The sequence below is a fragment of the Leptolyngbya sp. AN02str genome (genome assembly GCF_050565595.1).
GTDB lineage: Bacteria > Cyanobacteriota > Cyanobacteriia > Elainellales > Elainellaceae > Kaiparowitsia.
Map to the genome: position 1 here is coordinate 1 of NZ_JBNXVR010000038.1, position 18,541 is coordinate 18,541.

Sequence of the window (18,541 nt, forward strand, 5' to 3'; positions counted from 1 at the left end):
GCTATCCTGTCTCTCAAACTATTCAGCTTTCTAGGTTCGGTCGCAAGTCTCGCGCTCGCCTCACTTTCGCTCGGCACCGCCTCGACCGCTTTACTAATATAACTACCTCCACCTTATCTCGTCAAGCAATTTCTGCAGAAAAACTGAAATGCCTTATTTCCCGCCATTTGGCTGTCTTAGAGGGTGTTTAATAGCGTCTTGTAGACAGTAGAGAAGCTCACATTGAGTGAGATGAGTTCTTTCGTATCCTCATCTCACTCAGTGGAGCGAGATGAGTGAGTCCTATCCCAGTAATCTGCCCCGTGCTGCATGTGAATGGCTTAGTAAGCTGATTCTAAAGCCAGAATTCGGTGGTCACCTACGCAGCCTCGAGATTTAGACAGTTTTCAATGCCATCTTCTACGTTCTAGTCGAGGGTTGTTGTTGGCGAGCGTTGCGGAAGACTTTCCGGCACGGCAAACGGTGTATACCTAATAATATCAAGTCAGGTTAATCACCCATGATATGGATAGCCTTGCAATATCCCAAAAGCTTTGTTTGGCAACGATTCGAACAATACAAGGGACTCGTGCTGCTCAAAAAGCAATGGGAGGGGTGCTCGACTGGTTGATGTACTGTCGTCGCTTGGTTCGGGGACGATAAATTATTGTCAGAGGCCTTGGAGACATTGACTCATCTGGCAATGATTCGGATAATGATCGGGCGATTGGCGTAGCTTTAACTCGCTACAATAAAGCGCTCTTCTTACTATATATATACAGAGATAGCTAGGACGGCTGTAGTCTGCTCGGGGCAGGGCTGAATCTTAACCTGGATATTTCAGTTAAATCGTCGTCCCTGAAAAACTCAGCTTAGGCGATCGCCAAAGAAGGTGAAGAGAAGAGACGAAGCATCTTACGCAAGTTGAAGCCACACCCCGCCAGCAAAGCATTGATGCAATCAACCTGACTGACCGCGCAAGAAATTACGCTTGAGGGCATGGTCTTGATTGGTATGACCAATGACGGGCTCAATGGTACTGCGGCGCTTGAGGCGACGCCGACGCACCCTCCTCAACCTGCGAGTCCCTGAGACCAGCACATCCACGTCAGTCGGATGATGCTGAGCCCCACGAAAGCCCTTGTCCACAAACACCTGCTGTGACGCAACCGTCGTCAACCGTTCGGCCTGGATGAGAGCACCTCTCAAAGTCGCCCCATCATAGGGATTGCCATGCACTGCTTTGATGCCGACAATCCAATTGCTGTGATTGGTGGTCACCATCACCACCTTGCAGCCAAACTCATAGCGTCGGTGAGCTTTGCCTTTGGCAATGCACTCAGTTTCAGGCGCATGCACACTGTAGAGTTTGCCCATGTCCTTGGGCTTCTGCTGATGAATGCGTTTTGCAATCTCATCAGCGCACTTAACCGCTCCGGCAACGGCTGCACCTTACACTCGATGTCTCGAATCACTCGTCCCAAGTAGGTTCGCAGTTTGCGCGTCTGTTGCTGGGCGCGTTTGCCTTGGCGGGCCACCGCATAGCGTCCCTGGCGCATCAGAGCAGAGTTGCCTAAGCGCGCATAGCTCTGACGCAACCTCACCTGCTGGCGTTGGGCGGCACGCACCAATGCTCGTCTGGCTTTGTCGTACAAGCGCGCATCGGTGGCCTTTCCCACCGCTTTTCCTGCACCGTCGTGTCCACGTTCACATGGGCAATCTCGGACTGCTTCAGCATCTGCTGGCTCATCGCTATGCGAATCACCCCTCTCAGCAGGGCTTCAACGCCGTCTACACCAACTCGTTGTCGCCACTTCACCAAACTAATGGGATGACATGGCACCTCATGTTGGAACGTCTCCTCCCCACAAAAGTACTGCCAGTATGGGTTCTCCACCCATTTCGCCACCACTGATTCATCGCTCTCATCGTAGAGTGCTTTGAGATAGTGCAGACCTACCAGCAGTCGGGTGGGCAGGGCAGGTCGTCCTCCCTCGCTTCCGACGGGCTGGCCTAACTCTGCTTCGAGGACACTTCAGTGGATGGACTCACTCAACTTCACCAATGGATGGGCCAAGTTCAACTGCTCTTTTAGCAGGGGACGTTCTCCATCTGATGCCTTCGATTTAGGTTGGAATCCTCGACTCATTTCACCAGGTTTTGCAACTTTGAGGGTGGTTTCTGGCAATTCTATACTTGAGTTGACACTCCTATGATCTGTTCTCTGCTTTACTTTTGATAGTTTTTCAGGGACAACTAAATAAGAAGTGCAATGTCCAGCGCACACCAGCACTGCTTTGGAAAGGCAGCACTGCCCAATGGTTTCGGCGTTGCTGTGCATGGACAGAGTCAGGCAGCGGCTCGTGCTTCGAATGTACGGCGGCTCACCAACTGAACCGCTAAGTGTTAACCCTAGCGTGGTCAAATATCTGGCCTTCGGCGCTAACCCATGTTCAGCCTGCTGGTGAAAGTTTTGCCAGATTTAATACATGGTGAGCAGGGAAAAGCTTGAATTGCTCCATCACTCTATCTCTGTTGAGGTAACCGCACGAGGGCCTGTCGCAGTAGAATCGCGATCGCACCTTCAACCACCTTTGGCAATCTGTCCTACTCTGATATCTCACGACCGCCAGAGTCAGCTGATAGCCTGATGTCGAACTCTTGGAAAACTTGATATCGAGTAATGCTAGCTCTAATCCTTAAAACCTTGGTTAAAGCAGTCGCACAGTGCAGACAATGTCTTTAGGATTGTTCAAGTGCTGATTTACCAAGCTGATATATTTTTTGTGCATAGTCTGTCCAGCGTCCAGCGCCCCAGTAACGGTAACAACTCGTTTGCAATAACAAGTTATAGAGAAGTGCCTGTTTATATTCTTGTTGCTGAGTGACGTAAGGATCGCTGCTTATCTGGCTGTCATATTTCTGGTGGAAGGCCGTGCTTAGTTTCAGCATTGGGTCGAGGACGTCTTCATATCCTTTCACCCAGTTGATACTGTTGGTCCATGAAGCCCCATCCATATGAAAGTTGGGGTCAGTTTGCTGTAGGTGTGCGATCGCCGTTTCTACTAATTCAGGTGTGATATCTCCTTCGAGGGCAAGCTGCTCCCAAATTTTATGCTGCTGTACGGCTTGGCACGGAGGATAATCTTTTGGCTCTATTCCGTAGGACGCAACAAGTTCTAAATACTCTGTTCCGTTCATCGGAACAGTGCCTGACAGTCCTCCCCCGTTGTCTCGAATTTCGTGGTAAACACGAAATAGGTCACGGGGGTATTCATTCATCATGACACCACCATTCTCACCATCGGCAATTTGAGATACTAACGAGGGAATGGAGTAGGAAGCTAATGATTGTTTACCTTTAGTTTTTGCTTCAAAATATGGCTGCATTTGAGCAACTAGCTTGGTATCTGAGCCTTGCGTTTTAATTAATGCAGTAATGCTAATTGTATGGCCAGAAGAATTACGGGCTATCAGCTGATTTGGGATATATTTTTGCTCATGAAATAGCGGCTGGCCGTCTAAAGTTTCAATAGAATGTTCTTGTACAAGCAACCATTGATATCCACACTCTTTCAACGCCTTGACGTATTCGTAGAGCGTATCCGGATGGTTGGGTAAATGCATTTCAGGAGGAGAGAAGCCTCGCACTCTCTTTAGAGCTTCGGCACCAAAAATGGTAGCAAAATGATGTTGCCAAGCTTGAATATGTAGTTTGATATCAGGAATGGGAGTTGAGGGAACAACAGCATGGCTCCACATTGTTCCAAGCCACTCTACATACGGTTGATATTGCTTATCACAGGTTATGAGTTTGAGATTGTCCAAAATATCATGCCGTTGCATCTGGCTGAATCCCCACAGAAGATTGCCAGAGTAATCCAACATGATACGAGGATTACATCCTTCATGAACAAGTTGAGGAATAAATTCACCCATGCGAGAGTAACACCAAGCAAACGGTGCTGCATTATGGTTGTCTCCCTCGTTAGGATGGTCAAACATATATTGCAAATGACTGATTAATGAATCATTTGTACCTGCGGGGATGGTCGGTTGATGCATGTGCAAAGCACATGCAAAACCAGATGTTATAGTTTCAAGATTTAGGTTTGTATGATTTAGAAATATCGGATCTCGATCTGACGTTGTGGCAGATTGAACTTCACTCTCGTAACCACAGATGGGTGGAAGGTTATGATTTGTTGCATCTTGAAATTTAGCAAAACTTGTTGAGGAGTGCGCTTGAGTCATGGAGTTTCCTATATTCAGGGAAATACTAGATAGGGGTATTGGTGACCTCACGATTGGCAGAGGTATTCGCCAATGCTTTCTTTTCGCTAACACTTTCTTAAAGTGAAGTCTCTGAGCATTCAATATTGCTAACTATTCAGGAGATGAGACTGATTGAGGCTGTGCGATCGCTTAAAATTGCCTCTTCAGTATGGAGCGTTTGGATAGACAATTCAGCCGATATTCAGGATTTTAAGCTTCTTTTAAGCTGGGGAGATTGATAGCCACAGTCAACTTTCATGAGCTGAGTATGACAAGATAGAGCTAGAGGTTTTGCTTGATACAGGGTTCAATGTCTTCTGAGAATTCCACGTCTGAGATCATGCGTCAACGGCTGAGAGAGGTTCGCTCAGTAATTTTGAAATTGCACAAAGCGCTCCTCAATTCGGAGCGTCATGCCTATGAGCAATTTCATGGCCCTATTAAGACAACTGGAGAATATTTTCAGCTTGTTGTTGGGCATGAATGGTTTGAATGGCTGCGGCCTATGTCTCAATTCATCGTACAGATGGATGATGTGTTGCAATCGAAAGAACCTGTGGCCGATGAGCGAGTGATGGAACTGCTGGCTGAGGCCGAGCAACTGTTGCAGCCCGCAGAGTACGGAACGGTCCTAGAACGAGGCTACTATCGAGCCATTCAGCGAGATCCTGACATTGCTGTCATGCATGCAGACATTTCTCTGCTTTTTAAGAAGCACAAATAAACATCTGCGATCGCACAGGAGCCTTCATGATTGATTTGTATTACTGGCCAACACCCAACGGCCACAAGATCACCATTTTTCTAGAAGAAGCTGGGTTGGATTATCAGATTATCCCCATCAATATTGGAGCGGGCGACCAGTTCAAGCCGGAATTCTTGAAAATCGCCCCCAACAATCGTATGCCAGCTATTGTTGACCACAATCCATCCGATGGCGGTGAGCCCATTTCGGTATTTGAATCGGGAGCAATTTTGCTTTACCTAGCAGAAAAAACGGGCAAGTTTTTGTCTCGTAATCTGCGCGATCGCAGCACTACGCTCGAATGGCTATTTTGGCAAATGGGTGGCCTAGGCCCCATGGCGGGCCAAAATCACCACTTTAGCCAGTACGCCCCAGAGAAACTTCCTTACGCAATCGAGCGATATGTGAAGGAAACCAACCGCCTATACGGCGTCATGAATCGACGCCTTGCTGACCATGAATTTCTAGCTAATGAGTACTCCATTGCAGACATGGCCGCTTACCCCTGGATCGTTCCGTATGAAAAGCAAGGGCAAAACCTGAGTGAATTCCCCAATTTGAAGCGCTGGTTTGAAACGATTCAAGGGCGATCGGCAGTGGTTCGCGCTTACGAAAAAGGTGCACCGTTCACCAGCCAATCGATTATGACCGAAGAGAGTAAAAAAGTACTGTTCGGGCAAACTTCAGCCTCAACCCAGGCAAAATCGTGAACGCACCAGAGAGCATCAGGACCTGAGAACACCCTGTATCAAAACTTTGTATTTCAAACCTGATGCTTTCCCATGCCCGAGGCATAGAGTCCGCCCTCAAAGTTCTCCCTTAGTTAGGATGACCTGAGCTGACTTAAACACACAGACTTGTTAAGTTGGCAAAAGAACCTATACTTTTGTGAAGATAAGACGTTCTTTTTTAACGTGGGGATGAGAGATGTATATCGTACAGATCGCCTCTGAATGCGCCCCGGTGATAAAAGCTGGTGGTTTAGGAGATGTCGTCTACGGTTTAAGCCGAGAGCTCGAAATTCGCGGCAATACCGTCGAGCTAATTCTGCCCATGTATGACTGCATGCGGTATGACCACATTTGGGGCTTGCATGATGCCTATCGCGATCTATGGGTGCCTTGGTACGGTGGTCGCGTTCACTGCTCAGTACTCTGCGGCTGGGTGCATGGCCGACTCTGCTTCTTCATCCGTCCCCATTCTCAAGACAACTTCTTTGATCGGGGCGTCTACTACGGTTGCCATGACGATGTCATGCGGTTTGCATTCTTTAGCAAAGCCGCATTGGAGTTTTTGCATCAAAGCAATAAACGACCGGATATTATCCATGTTCACGATTGGCAGACTGGCTTAATTCCAGTCATGCTGTACGAAATTTATCAGTGGCATGGCATGGGGCATCAGCGTGTTTGCTATACCATTCACAATTTCAAGCATCAAGGGATTGGCGGCGTTGAGGTTCTGCGTGCTACCGGGCTCAACCGTCCGGAACACTACTTTCACTACGATCGCCTACGAGACAATTTCAACCCCTTTGTGCTGAACTTTATGAAGGGTGGAATTGTGTACTCAAATGCTGTGACAACCGTATCACCCCACCATGCATGGGAAGCGCACTACGGCGATTTTGGCTATGGATTAGGCCATACGCTACATTTGTATCGCGATAAGTTTACCGGCATTCTAAATGGAATTGATTACAACATTTGGAATCCAGAAGTTGATACTTACATTCCTTATCAGTACGCCAAAGATGATATGGCCGGTAAGGCTCAGAATAAGAAAGCATTACGCGAACGTCTCAAGCTGCAAGATGATCCTACGAAGCCTTTAATTTGCTTTATTGGACGATTGGACGAACAAAAGGGAATGCACTTGGTGCATCATGCGATTTATCACGCGCTCAAGAATGATGCTCAGTTTGTACTGTTGGGTTCGGCAACCGATCGCAGCATTGATACCTGGTTTGCCCATGAGCGAGACTTTTTATCGACTCATCCCGATGTGCATTTGGAGCTTGGGTTTAATGAGGAGCTGTCTCATCTCATTTATGCGGGCGCAGACATGATTGTGGTACCGAGCAACTTTGAGCCTTGCGGCCTCACACAAATGATCAGCTTGAAGTACGGTACGGTACCGATTGTGCGTGGGGTTGGCGGCTTAGTAAACACGGTATTTGACCGGGATTACGACAACCTGCACGAACCCGAAGAGCGTAATGGTTACGTTTTCTTCCAAACGGATAATTATGCCCTAGAGTCGGCCATGAATCGGGCAATCGGGCTTTGGCGTTCCTATCCTGAAGAGTTTGCGAAGTTGAGGCTTCAGGGAATGGAGTGTGATTTCTCTTGGAATTTACCAGGAGAAGCCTATGTGGAGCTGTACGAGTTTATTCGCGATAAGTAGCGCGATCGCTCTTTCACTATCCACAATTAGCTGTTTATCAAAACGGGGTTTGAACTTTGCTCAAACCCCGTTTTGATATCAACAATCAACTTTACAGCTAAACTTCATCTGTAAAGTTCAAGCGATTGTAATTTCAGACGAGAGGTAAACATCCTGAATGAGATGGAACAGTTCCACCCCTTTTTCAAACGGGCGCTGAAAGGTTTTTCGACCTGAAATCAGACCACAGCCACCAGCGCGTTTGTTAATCACCGCCGTGCGAATTGCCTCAGCTTTATCTTTTTTACCTGAAGCGCCACCAGAATTAATGAGTCCGGCGCGGCCAGCATAACAATTCAGAACTTGGTAACGGGTGAGGTCGATCGGATGATCGGTCGTGAGGTCTGAATAGACGCGGCTATCGGTTTTGCCATAGCTTTTGCCCAAGGCTTTTGCGACAGCGGCATAGCCTCCATTCAGTTCGGGCAGCTTTTGTTTGATAATGTCCGCTTCGATAGTGACGCCCAAGTGGTTGGCCTGTCCGGTCAAGTCAGCGGCCAAGTGATAGTCCTGATCTTGCTTGAACTCGCCATTGCGCAGATAGCACCACAAAATAGTGGCCAATCCTAACTCATGAGCCCGGGCAAACGCACGGCTTACTTCTTGAATTTGCCGACCAGATTCGGGCGAACCGAAATAGATGGTGGCTCCCACAGCGATCGCGCCCAAGTTCCAGGCTTGCTCAACCGAGGCAAACATAATTTGGTCAAATTGGTTGGGGCAAGTGAGCAATTCGTTGTGGTTCAGTTTAAGAATAAACGGGATTTTGTGCGCGTATTTGCGCGACAGGGTTCCCAGCACACCCAGCGTGGTAGCAACTGCATTACAACCACCTTCGATCGCCAGCTTGATGATATTTTCGCTATCAAAGTAGATCGGATTGGGTGCGAAGGAAGCTCCGGCAGAATGCTCAATCCCCTGATCAACCGGAAGGATAGAGAGATAACCTGTGTTGGCTAAGCGGCCTGTGGAATAAAGCTGTTGCAGGCTGCGCAGCACTTGAGGAGAGCGATCGCTCTGAGCAAAAATGCGCTCAACCCAGTCGGGGCCGGGTAAGTGTAGCAAATCCTTAGAGATCTTGGCTTTGTGAGTAAGCAACGACTCGGCTTCGTCGCCGAGTAGAGACTCGATTGAGGACGGTAACGATACTGTTGCAACCACGGCAACCTCCTCTAAACAACGGGGGAAATCTATTCAAAAACCAGCACGATTCAACCAATTAACACCATCAAACCGAAATCAAACTTGCCAATCATTTCACTGGGCGATCGTCCTGATGAACCCATTTTTTTGCAATCCATCAATCGCTTGAGTCAAAACCTGTAAAACCCGGTTCATCAGGCAAAAGCCCATGCATGCCATCATTCTTGCCGAACGTTGCCAACTTTAACTCTGGCAACGGCTTCCTTAATTTAGTACAGGCTATCCAGTACATGCTGTTGTGGGCTGCATCGCCTTGCCTCTTCACCATAGCGAATAAACCTGAGAGCATGCTAAGAAGCAAGCTCAATGCGGCGACAAACAGAGCCAAGCATTTTCCATGAGTTTGAGGAGTTCGGTGCGGCCCCAGGTCTAGCAGGCGCAACACAACCAGGAGTTCAGCAAGCAGCAAAAAGCCCAGGTCATGCTCATTTAGACAAGACGCTGGGCTAAGGATGAGATGAGTTGAGTGGTGAAATCGAACTAGCGCGGTAACTCTGTAGCAGGCGGCTGAAACGTAAGCAGCGTTGCCATAGAAGGTAAGAGTGAGGCGGCACTTTCCATTGTGAGTCCAGTAATGGCACCCAAAGCCGCAGTCAACAGTTTTCCAGGCTTCAAGTCATCTTTAACCAGGCTCCACAACCGCTGAACTTCCTCAGTGTGCAGCCGATCGTCTTCAATCAGCGCCAACAACAGCTGTCGTCGGAAATATTGGCCTTCTTCAGACATGAGGAATTGCAGACCTAGCTGGGCAGTTGGCAACAGATCAAAGCTATTGTCGGAGCGGGCGATCGCAATCATATTCTCAAGCCGATGCCACTGGAAGCGATCGTCCTTGAACAAAAGCTCTAGTAATCGACGACGAAGTTCCGGAGTCTCACCAGTGAGCAAGCGACGCGCTACATACGGATAGGCCACTTCTACAATCCGAAAATCCGGGCTGAGTGTGAGCGCCAAGCCTTCTTGGGTCACCAAGGAGCGGATAATCAGCGCAAACTTGGCAGGTACCCGAAAGGGATACTCATACATCAGCTCTGAAAAATCGTCAGTGACCGTCTTAAAGTTAAAATCGCCAACATTCTTCCCAATCGCGTTACCCAACACCTTCTCCAATGCAGGAATAATGGGAACGATGTTGGTTTTAGGAGTTAGAAAGCCTAGCCTCACAAAATCGGCAGCCAAGTCTTCGTAGTCCTTGTTAATGAGATGAACAACAGAATCAACCAGCGTTTCCTTGGTTGTTTGATCCAACTGATCCATCATGCCGAAGTCAATGTAAGCCATGCGGCCATCAGGCATGGCAAACAAGTTTCCTGGATGGGGATCGGCATGGAAAAAGCCAAACTCTAGTAGCTGCCGTAATCCGGTCGTCACCCCAATCTCAATCAAAACATTGGGATCTAGATTAGACTCTCGAATGCGATCGAAGTCATTCAGCTTGAAACCGTTAATCCACTCCAGTGTCAACACATGTTGGCTGCTGTGCTGCCAATAGATTTCAGGAACCTTGACCCGAGGATCGTCAGCAAAGTTAGCAGCAAACTTTTCGGCGTTGCGGCCCTCGTTCTGGTAGTCCACCTCTTCAAACAGCTTGATGCCAAACTCATCCACAATCAGGGTGAGGTCGTGCCCCAGGTTCAACGGCAAGAGTGGCCCTAGCCAAGTGGCAGACCAGCGCATCAAGTGCAAATCCAAGGTTAGGGTGGGCAGCAGATTTGGCCGCTGTACCTTGACTGCAACCTCTTCGCCGGAATACAGCTTTGCTCGATAAACCTGACCCAAACTTGCAGCAGCAACTGGATCGGGCGATATCTCGCGATAAATTTCGCTGACGGAACGATCGAGCTCTGCCTCAATGATGGAGAAAGCGATCGCATTGGAGAAAGGTGGCAACTGATCTTGCAGTTTTATCAGCTCATCCAAGTAATCCTTACGGATCAGATCAGGCCGTGTAGAGAGCGCCTGACCAACCTTGATAAACGTTGGCCCCAAGCGGGTCAATATTTTGCGAATTTGCGTTGCACGACGAGGACGATTGACTTCGGCCAGTCCTTGCCATTCATCAAACTTAAGGCCCAGAAAAAAACCAACGAATGTCCCAATAACAACCAGGGAGCGCCATATGGTTAACCAGGGGCGATAGCGGTAATACTTGGCGATCGCATCTGGATCGTAGCGCTTGAGCCGACTCAGAAAATGCTGACTCACGCTTGTACAGTCCTCTCAAACCAGGATCTTCAACCGTTTTGGAGAGATCAAACCTGCCATCGCCTGCCACAGTATGTGAAAAAGCCTGTTTACAAACTGGGGATCGCTTGTAAAGCGAGGACGAAGGCAGGACTTAGCGGGTTTGAGACGAGACCAGACCATAATTGAGCCTGGCTTGTCCTTCCATTAACTATCGTATAAGAAACTACACCTATTGCAATTCTAACTCAGGGAAAAGTTAACTTTTACATCTACTTGTCGGCGTGTCGGCGTCATCATCGCCCAACGATGTGGATGCTGTGGAGTCGGAAAATAAAAGGATTTTGACGCTTGAGCTTGGCAAACAACGGCTCGTCTCTTCCCATCAGCGAAAGGTTAAGAATTGATACAGTGAGCCCTAAGACACATCACGCTTCTTTACAAATTTGCGTCCTCGTTCCATCTGGGCTTTGCCCGTTAACCAGGTTAGCCGCTACTAGCTCCGTGGTGAGGTCTGAGCTTTGATACCTGAGCTTTCCTAAGCTTTGAAGTCTGAGTTTTGGCGACGGCATGTGAGGCAATCCTGCAAACCCTTCAACGCGGTGAAAAGCTCGCTAGGGCGACATCCGTCGCTTTTAGATGACCGCGAAGTAGGCATGAGTGAATGCTTGCTTTTGAAGCACATCGAGTTCAGGTTACCCAGAAATCTATCAGGCTCACCATGCTCTTTGTTCATACTCAAGGCGGGTTTGGTGAGGTTGTAAATCTGTGAAACCCAACCGAGGGTTTCAGCTAGTTTGGAGTCCATCTCGGCAGGTCGCCGATCGCGAACATGGGAAGAAAACTTGCACAGGACTTACGCAGTGAATGATGGTTGGGGCACTTAGCGGCCCAACCATCATTCAAACCCCAGGTTTTTCGGATGAAGTGCGTAAGTTCTATCGCACTTTAACGTGAGGATTACCCAGGCTTAAACGGAGATCGTTACATTCTCTTACGGTGCCCTTGGCTCAATGAACGAGCAACGTCGGGTTAAAGGGACTGCGGAATCGATGTCCGTCAGTTAGCGGATAGATGCAAACCGTTTGTAGAACTCCAGATCCGCTGCAAGTCACAATTTCCGATCCTCAACATCACGCTAGAGAAGAGAACACGCCTTAAATATGACACTCAAACGCAGACACTTTCTCATGTTCTTGGGAGCCAGCGCTGGCTCTGTAGCACTGCAATCCTTTGTGCCATCCGGTGGGCGATCGCTCTCCAACACCCTCACCCTTAAGGGAAATCCAGCATTCGCCCAAGGTGTGTTGCCATTTACCCCGATTAAAGGCGCAATGCCTATCGAAACAGATGGAGTGGCTCTGACCAAGCAGGTTGAGGAGTACAGCCGCTTTGCAGTGGTCGATGATGTGGTAGTTCCCGAAGGCTTCACCTACGATGTCGTTGCCGCGTGGGGAGATCCTGTTGGCGATTCGCGGTTTGGTTACAACAACGACTATCTTTCATTTGTAGAAACAGCCCCTGGCGAGGGATACCTCACCGTCAACTTTGAGTACATTAGCCCACTTCCTTGGAACCAAACCTTTGAGGAAGTTGTGGGTAAGGCTCTTCCTGTCGATGCTGTACTGGCTGCCGCTGAAGCATCCGGTGACGAGGGCATTAATGCCTTTGCCCTGGCCGATGGGGATGCCGTGAAGACCCAGGTGATGGACTACTGCAAAGAGGCCATGATCGACGTAGGGATTGGGGTTATCTCTGTGCGTCGAGAAGCGGATGGTCGCTGGGTACGCACCTTTTCTAACCGCGATCGCCGCATTACAGGTCTTTCTGGGTTTGAAGATGGCCGCTATTTGAAAACCACCGGCCCCGCCACTGCTGTGTTTCGCAAGCGCAGTGGTCAGGGATACTTGGATGGATTGGGCGATCGCGCCATTGGCACATTCAACAACTGCTCCGGGGGCACCACTCCTTGGGGAACCATTCTGAGCGGTGAGGAAAACTTCCAGGATTTTGTGCCAGAAACCGTATATGCCGATGGCACCTCCCTCAATCCCTCCAATAAAACCTTTAACTTGAGCAGTGAGGGGATTGATGGACTGGGCAACGTTTTTGGCTTAGCTGGCAACAAGTATGGTTGGGCAGTCGAAGTTGACCCTGCAAACCCCAACGATTTTGGCACCAAGCATTCCTGGTTGGGACGTTATCGCCACGAGGGATTTGGCATTCGGGCCGAGGCCAACAAACCGTTGGTGGTATACGCTGGGTGCGATCGCCGGGGTGGACACATCTACAAGTTTGTGAGCAACGGCATCGTTCGCAATCCCCAAAGCAAGTCCAACTCTCGTTTGTTGGAAGATGGCATGTTATACGCGGCCAAGTTGAATGCCGATGGAACTGGTCGTTGGATTGCGCTCGAAGCAAATACCCCCGTTGATCCGGAGCTACCCAGTGTTCACATCGGTGGCATGATCACCCTACCCAACAGACCCGACGGTGGGATAAGTAAGGTGACAGACGATGGAGCGATCGCCACCTACAAAACCCAGTTCAAAACCCTGGGCGACCTGTACGAAGGTAACGCCGCCGAACAGCAGGGTGCCATCCTGATTGATGCACACTTTGCAGCGAACGCCGCCGGAGCAACCTGCACAGCCCGCCCCGAAGATACAGACCTTGGTGCCGACGGTACGCTATACATTGCCTTTACCTCGGGTGCGCCCAGCGGCAGCGACGGCAGCCCCAACAAAGACATTTTCAAAGCTCCGACTGGCGAAGCCCAATGGGAGTATGGCTGGATTGTCAAACTCATGGAAGATAGCAACGACCCAACCGCAATGACCTTCCGCTGGGAGTCATTCTCGTTAGGGGGGGAGCCTGCGGATGGAGGATCTGGATTTGCCAACCCCGACAACCTCGAATTTGATGCCAACGGTAACCTGTGGATGGTGACCGACATGTCTACAGACAAACACAACAAAGAGATTGCCAGCCGCGTCAAAGAGGATGGCTCAGCCGTGAGTCAGTCGGATCTCCGAGGTCTGTATGGCAATAACTCTGTATGGTACTTGCCCACCTCAGGCCCCAATGCAGGCGAAGCCTACTTGTTTGCCTATGGCCCCATGGATGCGGAAATGACCGGCCCCTTTATGACCAAGGACATGCGAACTCTATTTTTGGCAGCTCAGCACCCCGGCGAAATCGGCGGTACGCGTAATGCCATGCAAGCCGAGGTTCGCAAGTTTGCCCTTAGAACCACAGATGGGCAGGAATTTATGCAAGAGCGTACCGTGCCGATTGGCTCGAACTGGCCTGGTGGTCAGCCCAACGATCCACCCAAACCCAGTGTGGTAGCCATTCGTCGGTTGAGCGGTGCGCCCTTGGTGTAGGGGTGTTCTTCGAATAACGGTCATCCCGCAGCGATTTTGCGCTGATGTACTGCAATCTCATTCTCAAGCTTGGAGCTGCTCTTGGGCGGTTCCAAGCTTTTGTGTTCGGGCACGCGATCGCGCCAATCGTGATGCAAAATCGTTATGCAAATTGGTTGGATCAACGGCCGATGGCGATCGCCAGATTGTTCTGCCAACAAACCATCCCCATCCGCATATCAACCACGAAACAGAGCCCAGAAAAGCAGCGATCGCCCCCGATTTGTAAACCATACGTTACGCTATCGCTAGAGCAATATCTGCCAGATGTGGCCGCTCGTTATTTCTTGCGTTTTCGGTAGATAAGCCATGTACGTCCTCATTGGTGGTGCCGGCCTTTACGGCATTTCGCTTGCACAAATGTTGGTGAACTTGGGGCACACTGTCGCAGTCATTGATGTAGACCCAAACGCCTGCCGCTATGCCCGCGAGCAGCTTGGAGTAATGGCCTTTGAAGGGAGTGCAGTCAGTACCGACGTGCTGCTGGAAGCGGGCATTCGCAAAGCCGATGCCGTGGCTGCCGTTCTGCGCGAAGACCCGCTCAACCTGGCGATGGTCACCCTGGCCAAATATTATGGGGTGTCCCAAATTGTGGTGCGGATGCGGCATCGAGACTTTGCTGAGCCCTATCGGATTTCTGGAGCTACCACCATTATCAATGCGGTGGATCTCGCGGTATCGACGATGGCCAATGCGCTGGAGTATCCCCAAGTGGAATCCATGATGCATTTTGAGCAAGGGCAAATTGAGGTGATTAAGCTAGCCATTCCCACGGAATGCTCGGTGGCAGGTCGCAGTGTGGCTCAGATTGCCCAAGATGCCAGCTTTCCTGCTGATTCGCTGATTATTGGCTACCAGCACCATTTGCACGACAAGTTGGTCATTCCCAACGGCAACACCGTGTTAGAACCTGGGTCTACCATTTTGGTTGTGACAAAACCGGGATCGATTCGACAACTGTTGAATTTTATTGATGGGTGTTGCGATCGCCCTTTTTCTCCTTCGATATCGCCCCCATCTTTGCCACTCTCTAGGCTCCAAAGTTAGAGAAGGATGCACCGTTCATGAATCCGATTTCTCCTATGTCTCACGATGCAGATAGGCAGCCCCTGCATGCTCAGTCTCCCACTCAGCGATTCTCAGATCGAGCGCAGGATTATGCACAGTATCGTCCTAGCTATCCCACCGAGGCGATCGCCCATGTGCTGGCTGAGCTTCAACCCACAACCACCCTCACCGTTGCGGATATTGGCGCGGGCACGGGCATTTCGTCGCGGCTGTTGGCCGATGCAGGGGCTACCGTATGGGCAATCGAACCCAATGTGGCCATGCGAGAAACTGCCGCTCCGCATCCTAGGGTCACCTTTCGGGCTGGCACTGCCGAAGCTACTGGCCTGGCAGATTCCAGCATTGACTTAGTGACGTGCTGCCAAGCGTTTCACTGGTTTCGGCAAATGGAAGCGCTGCAAGAGTTTTACCGAATTCTCAAACCGGGTGGTCGCGTTGCATTGCTATGGAACACCCGAAACACCGAAGATCCCTTTACCGCTGCCCACGAGGTTGTGATTCGCTCGGTCGCCGATCCTCGCGTATTTAATCGCAAAGATCGAAAGTCTGCCGAGGCGTTGGCCACTAGCCCCTTATTTACTCACTATCGCTACCATCGCATCCTCTGGTCTCGCGCGGTGTCTCAAGATGCATTGAAGGGACTGGCGCTCAGTTCCTCCTACGTACCCAAGGAAGGCTCCGTCTGCGAGCAACTGTTGGCCCAGCTCGACCAGCTCTTTGACCAGTGGGCTCAACCATCTGAAACGGGCGATCGCCATGTTCTCATGCACTACCGCACCGACATCTTTTTAGCAGAAGCAATCGGATAGCCTGCATCGGCTCCGCATCCTGGTATGCTAAAAGTCTGGATATATCTAGATTTCAAGCATGTCTGTTGCGTCTCCTCAAGTCTTTTCATTCCCCCTGACGGCTGTAGTTGGGCAAGATGCCATTAAGCTGGCACTGCTGCTGGCGGCGATTGATCCTGGATTGGGCGGTGTGGTCATTGCCGGACGACGCGGTACCGCCAAATCGGTTATGGCCCGAGCAATCCACGCCCTGCTGCCCCCTATCGAAGTCATTGAGGGAAGCTGCTGCAACGCCGATCCCACCAAGCCCAACGAATGGGATGACGATACGCGCGATCGCGCTCAGCAGCAGCAAAATTCCGGCTCTCATGAATTTTCATTGGCAACAGCAGTCGTTCCTGCCCCATTCATCCAAATTCCCTTGGGGGTAACCGAAGACCGCCTAATTGGCTCGGTGGACGTTGCCCAGTCGATTAAGCAGGGAGAAACGGTGTTTCAACCTGGCTTGCTAGCCGAGGCGCACCGTGGCGTGCTGTACGTGGATGAAATCAACCTGCTGGATGACCAAACGGCCAACTTACTGCTGTCGGCACTAACGGATGGACGCAACCAAATTGAGCGCGAGGGCATTAGTTTTCAGCACCCGTGCAAGCCATTGCTGATTGCCACCTATAACCCTGAGGAAGGCGATTTGCGATCGCACCTGTTGGATCGGATTGCGATCGCCCTTTCGGCCGATGCCGTGCTGGGATTGGATGAACGGGTTGAAGCCGTAGAGCGCGCCACCAGCTATGCCGAATCGCCCCAAAGTTTCCTCGATCTGTACACAGCAGATTTGGATGATTTGAAGACTCAAATTATTCTGGCGCGAGAATGGCTAAAGGATGTCCGCATTAGCCCAGCCCAAATTGAGTATCTGGTCAAAGAAGCCATTCGGGCGGGGGTTGAGGGGCACCGGGCCGAGCTATTTGCAGTTCGAGTTGCCAAGGCTCATGCCGCCTTAGAAGGGCGATCGGAAGTGAGCGCCGATGACTTGCGCCGAGCCGTGGAATTGGTGATTGTGCCGCGGGCCACTGTGCTGGATATGCCCCCCGATGAGCAACAGCCCCCACCGCCGCCACCGCCACCGCCACCACAAGACCAACAGCAGGACGACCAGGAACAGGAAGACCAAGAGGAGGACGACGAGGACGAGGAGGAGGACAACCAGCCCGAGCCTCCGAATATTCCCGAAGAGTTTGTCTTTGATCCTGAAGGGGTGATTCTCGATCCGTCGGTGCTGTACTTTGCCCAAATGGCCCAGCGGCGTGGGAAATCGGGTGCCCAAGGTATTATCTTTTCTCAGGATCGCGGGCGCTACATCAAGCCCGTTTTGCCTCGCGGCAAAGTATCGCGGGTGGCTGTGGATGCAACGTTGCGATCGGCTTCCCCCTACCAGCGATCGCGCCGAAATCGCTACGAGCAAACTTCAGGCTCCACCTCGCGCAAACGCGTGTTTATTGAAGAAGGCGATATTCGCGCCAAGCGGTTGGCTCGCAAGGCGGGATCACTCATTGTGTTTGTGGTAGATGCCTCTGGCTCTATGGCACTGAACCGTATGAACTCCGCCAAAGGAGCCGTCCTGCGCCTGCTGACCGAAGCCTACCAAAACCGGGATCAGATCGCGCTGATTCCCTTCAGAGGAGAGCAGGCCGAGGTGTTGCTGCCTCCCACCCGTTCTATTGCAGCCGCACGGCGACGGTTGGAGCGTATGCCCTGCGGTGGCGGTTCGCCATTAGCCCACGGTCTCACGACGGCTGTTCGTGTTGGCGTCAATGCTCGTCAGTCTGGCGATATTGGGCAAGTCGTGATTGTGGCGATTACAGATGGTCGAGGCAATGTGCCGCTGTCGCGATCGCTCGGTGAGCCTGTCGAGGAAGGCACCAAACCCGACATCAAGGGCGAACTATTGGAGATTGCGGCCAAGGTGCGGGCTCAGGGAATGCAGCTTTTGGTGATTGATACTGAGAGCAAATTCGTTTCCACTGGCTTTGCCAAAGAGCTGGCCAAACATGCAGGCGGCAAATACTACCACCTACCCAAGGCGAACGATCAAGCGATCGCCGCGATGACCATGGGCGCTCTCAAAGACGCAAAAGGTCGGTAAGTTTTGCCATTTATCCGCAGGCGACCGCCAAAGCAAGGTGTCCTCACTATTGCATATCCAAGGTCAGTAAGGCTCACTTGGGTATGCAATGGGCGATCGCTCCATCTGCCACCGCGCATGTCACCTCCAGCTCATGTGGAAGCTAGAGATAAGTACCTCGACACCACTAAAAACCAGAACCTAAACCCCTGCGCCACCCGCACAGCGGATGGCACAGGGGTTTAGGTTTTTATATTTAACAATGGCTGATTGCTAAAACAAACCCAACAGCATCTGTCAGGCT

Annotated in this window: 15 protein-coding genes and 1 pseudogene; 9 read left to right on the forward strand and 7 right to left on the reverse strand. The window is 50.7% G+C overall.

The features are described 5' to 3' along the window. On the forward strand, nt 1-191 hold a 191-nt coding region (locus tag ACQ4M4_RS21975), incomplete at its 5' end, for a hypothetical protein (protein WP_430686610.1). A 748-nt stretch (nt 192-939) separates the two neighbouring features. Here the strand turns inward: ACQ4M4_RS21975 and ACQ4M4_RS21980 are convergent. The 3 genes and pseudogenes from ACQ4M4_RS21980 to ACQ4M4_RS21990 form a co-directional block, all read right to left on the reverse strand. Beyond that, the gene (locus ACQ4M4_RS21980) at nt 940-1,356 is read right to left on the reverse strand and encodes a hypothetical protein (protein ID WP_430686611.1); all 417 of its coding nucleotides are present in this window, start codon (nt 1,354-1,356) and stop codon (nt 940-942) included. 223 nt (nt 1,357-1,579) lie between these two features. Further along, the gene (locus ACQ4M4_RS21985) at nt 1,580-1,798 is read right to left on the reverse strand and encodes a hypothetical protein (protein WP_430686612.1); all 219 of its coding nucleotides are present in this window, start codon (nt 1,796-1,798) and stop codon (nt 1,580-1,582) included. Nucleotides 1,799-1,810: 12 nt separating this feature from the next. Further along, nucleotides 1,811-1,957, reverse strand: a pseudogene (locus tag ACQ4M4_RS21990) (transposase); the annotation flags it as partial. 294 nt (nt 1,958-2,251) lie between these two features. On the opposite strand from ACQ4M4_RS21990, the gene ACQ4M4_RS21995 reads away from it, so the two are divergent. Continuing rightward, entirely contained in the window at nt 2,252-2,374 is a 123-nt protein-coding gene (locus ACQ4M4_RS21995; RefSeq protein WP_430686613.1) for a hypothetical protein, read from the forward strand. Between the two features lie 347 nt (nt 2,375-2,721). Here the strand turns inward: ACQ4M4_RS21995 and ACQ4M4_RS22000 are convergent, their stop codons facing one another. Further along, the gene (locus ACQ4M4_RS22000; RefSeq protein WP_430686614.1) at nt 2,722-4,233 is read right to left on the reverse strand and encodes a glycosyl hydrolase family 57; all 1,512 of its coding nucleotides are present in this window, start codon (nt 4,231-4,233) and stop codon (nt 2,722-2,724) included. Nucleotides 4,234-4,630: 397 nt separating this feature from the next. Between ACQ4M4_RS22000 and ACQ4M4_RS22005 the strand changes: the two genes are divergently transcribed. The 3 genes from ACQ4M4_RS22005 (at nt 4,631) to glgA (ending at nt 7,405) form a co-directional block, all read left to right on the forward strand. Further along, the gene (locus ACQ4M4_RS22005) at nt 4,631-4,978 is read left to right on the forward strand and encodes a hypothetical protein (RefSeq protein ID WP_430686615.1); all 348 of its coding nucleotides are present in this window, start codon (nt 4,631-4,633) and stop codon (nt 4,976-4,978) included. A gap of 26 nt (nt 4,979-5,004) precedes the next feature. Beyond that, nucleotides 5,005-5,709, forward strand: coding sequence for a glutathione S-transferase N-terminal domain-containing protein (locus ACQ4M4_RS22010; RefSeq protein WP_430686616.1), 705 nt, complete (start codon nt 5,005-5,007; stop codon nt 5,707-5,709). A gap of 217 nt (nt 5,710-5,926) precedes the next feature. Beyond that, entirely contained in the window at nt 5,927-7,405 is a 1,479-nt protein-coding gene (glgA, locus tag ACQ4M4_RS22015; protein ID WP_430686617.1) for a glycogen synthase GlgA, read from the forward strand. A gap of 117 nt (nt 7,406-7,522) precedes the next feature. Here the strand turns inward: glgA and ACQ4M4_RS22020 are convergent, their stop codons facing one another. The 3 genes from ACQ4M4_RS22020 to ACQ4M4_RS22030 form a co-directional block, all read right to left on the reverse strand. Continuing rightward, nucleotides 7,523-8,605: a class I fructose-bisphosphate aldolase gene (locus ACQ4M4_RS22020; protein WP_430686618.1), complete on the reverse strand. Its 1,083-nt coding sequence runs from the start codon at nt 8,603-8,605 to the stop codon at nt 7,523-7,525. 139 nt (nt 8,606-8,744) lie between these two features. Further along, complete coding sequence (locus ACQ4M4_RS22025; RefSeq protein ID WP_430686619.1) at nt 8,745-8,975, reverse strand: hypothetical protein; 231 nt, start codon at nt 8,973-8,975, stop codon at nt 8,745-8,747. Nucleotides 8,976-9,127: 152 nt separating this feature from the next. Further along, entirely contained in the window at nt 9,128-10,852 is a 1,725-nt protein-coding gene (locus ACQ4M4_RS22030; protein ID WP_430686620.1) for an ABC1 kinase family protein, read from the reverse strand. A gap of 1,142 nt (nt 10,853-11,994) precedes the next feature. Between ACQ4M4_RS22030 and ACQ4M4_RS22035 the strand changes: the two genes are divergently transcribed. The 4 genes from ACQ4M4_RS22035 (at nt 11,995) to bchD (ending at nt 18,258) form a co-directional block, all read left to right on the forward strand. Further along, on the forward strand, nt 11,995-14,217 hold the full coding sequence (locus ACQ4M4_RS22035) for a PhoX family protein (protein WP_430686621.1): 2,223 nt from the start codon (nt 11,995-11,997) through the stop codon (nt 14,215-14,217). A 348-nt stretch (nt 14,218-14,565) separates the two neighbouring features. Further along, the gene (locus ACQ4M4_RS22040; RefSeq protein WP_430686622.1) at nt 14,566-15,303 is read left to right on the forward strand and encodes a potassium channel family protein; all 738 of its coding nucleotides are present in this window, start codon (nt 14,566-14,568) and stop codon (nt 15,301-15,303) included. A 17-nt stretch (nt 15,304-15,320) separates the two neighbouring features. Next, a complete protein-coding gene (locus ACQ4M4_RS22045; RefSeq protein WP_430686623.1) occupies nt 15,321-16,133 on the forward strand; it encodes a class I SAM-dependent methyltransferase in 813 nt (270 codons plus the stop codon). A gap of 58 nt (nt 16,134-16,191) precedes the next feature. Then, nucleotides 16,192-18,258, forward strand: a complete 2,067-nt coding sequence (gene bchD, locus ACQ4M4_RS22050) for a magnesium chelatase ATPase subunit D (RefSeq protein ID WP_430686624.1) — start codon at nt 16,192-16,194, stop codon at nt 18,256-18,258. Nucleotides 18,259-18,541: the final 283 nt, after the last annotated feature.

What these genes read in the sequence shown, in the direction of transcription:
- bchD (WP_430686624.1), top strand. Translation starts at nt 16,192, where the DNA reads ATGTCTGTTGCGTCTCCTCAAGTCTTTTCATTCCCCCTGACGGCTGTA.
- ACQ4M4_RS22010 (WP_430686616.1), top strand. Translation starts at nt 5,005, where the DNA reads ATGATTGATTTGTATTACTGGCCAACACCCAACGGCCACAAGATCACC.
- ACQ4M4_RS22000 (WP_430686614.1), bottom strand. Translation starts at nt 4,233, where the DNA reads ATGACTCAAGCGCACTCCTCAACAAGTTTTGCTAAATTTCAAGATGCA.
- ACQ4M4_RS22045 (WP_430686623.1), top strand. Translation starts at nt 15,321, where the DNA reads ATGAATCCGATTTCTCCTATGTCTCACGATGCAGATAGGCAGCCCCTG.
- ACQ4M4_RS22035 (WP_430686621.1), top strand. Translation starts at nt 11,995, where the DNA reads ATGACACTCAAACGCAGACACTTTCTCATGTTCTTGGGAGCCAGCGCT.
- ACQ4M4_RS21995 (WP_430686613.1), top strand. Translation starts at nt 2,252, where the DNA reads ATGTCCAGCGCACACCAGCACTGCTTTGGAAAGGCAGCACTGCCCAAT.
- ACQ4M4_RS21980 (WP_430686611.1), bottom strand. Translation starts at nt 1,356, where the DNA reads ATGGGCAAACTCTACAGTGTGCATGCGCCTGAAACTGAGTGCATTGCC.
- glgA (WP_430686617.1), top strand. Translation starts at nt 5,927, where the DNA reads ATGTATATCGTACAGATCGCCTCTGAATGCGCCCCGGTGATAAAAGCT.
- ACQ4M4_RS22040 (WP_430686622.1), top strand. Translation starts at nt 14,566, where the DNA reads ATGTACGTCCTCATTGGTGGTGCCGGCCTTTACGGCATTTCGCTTGCA.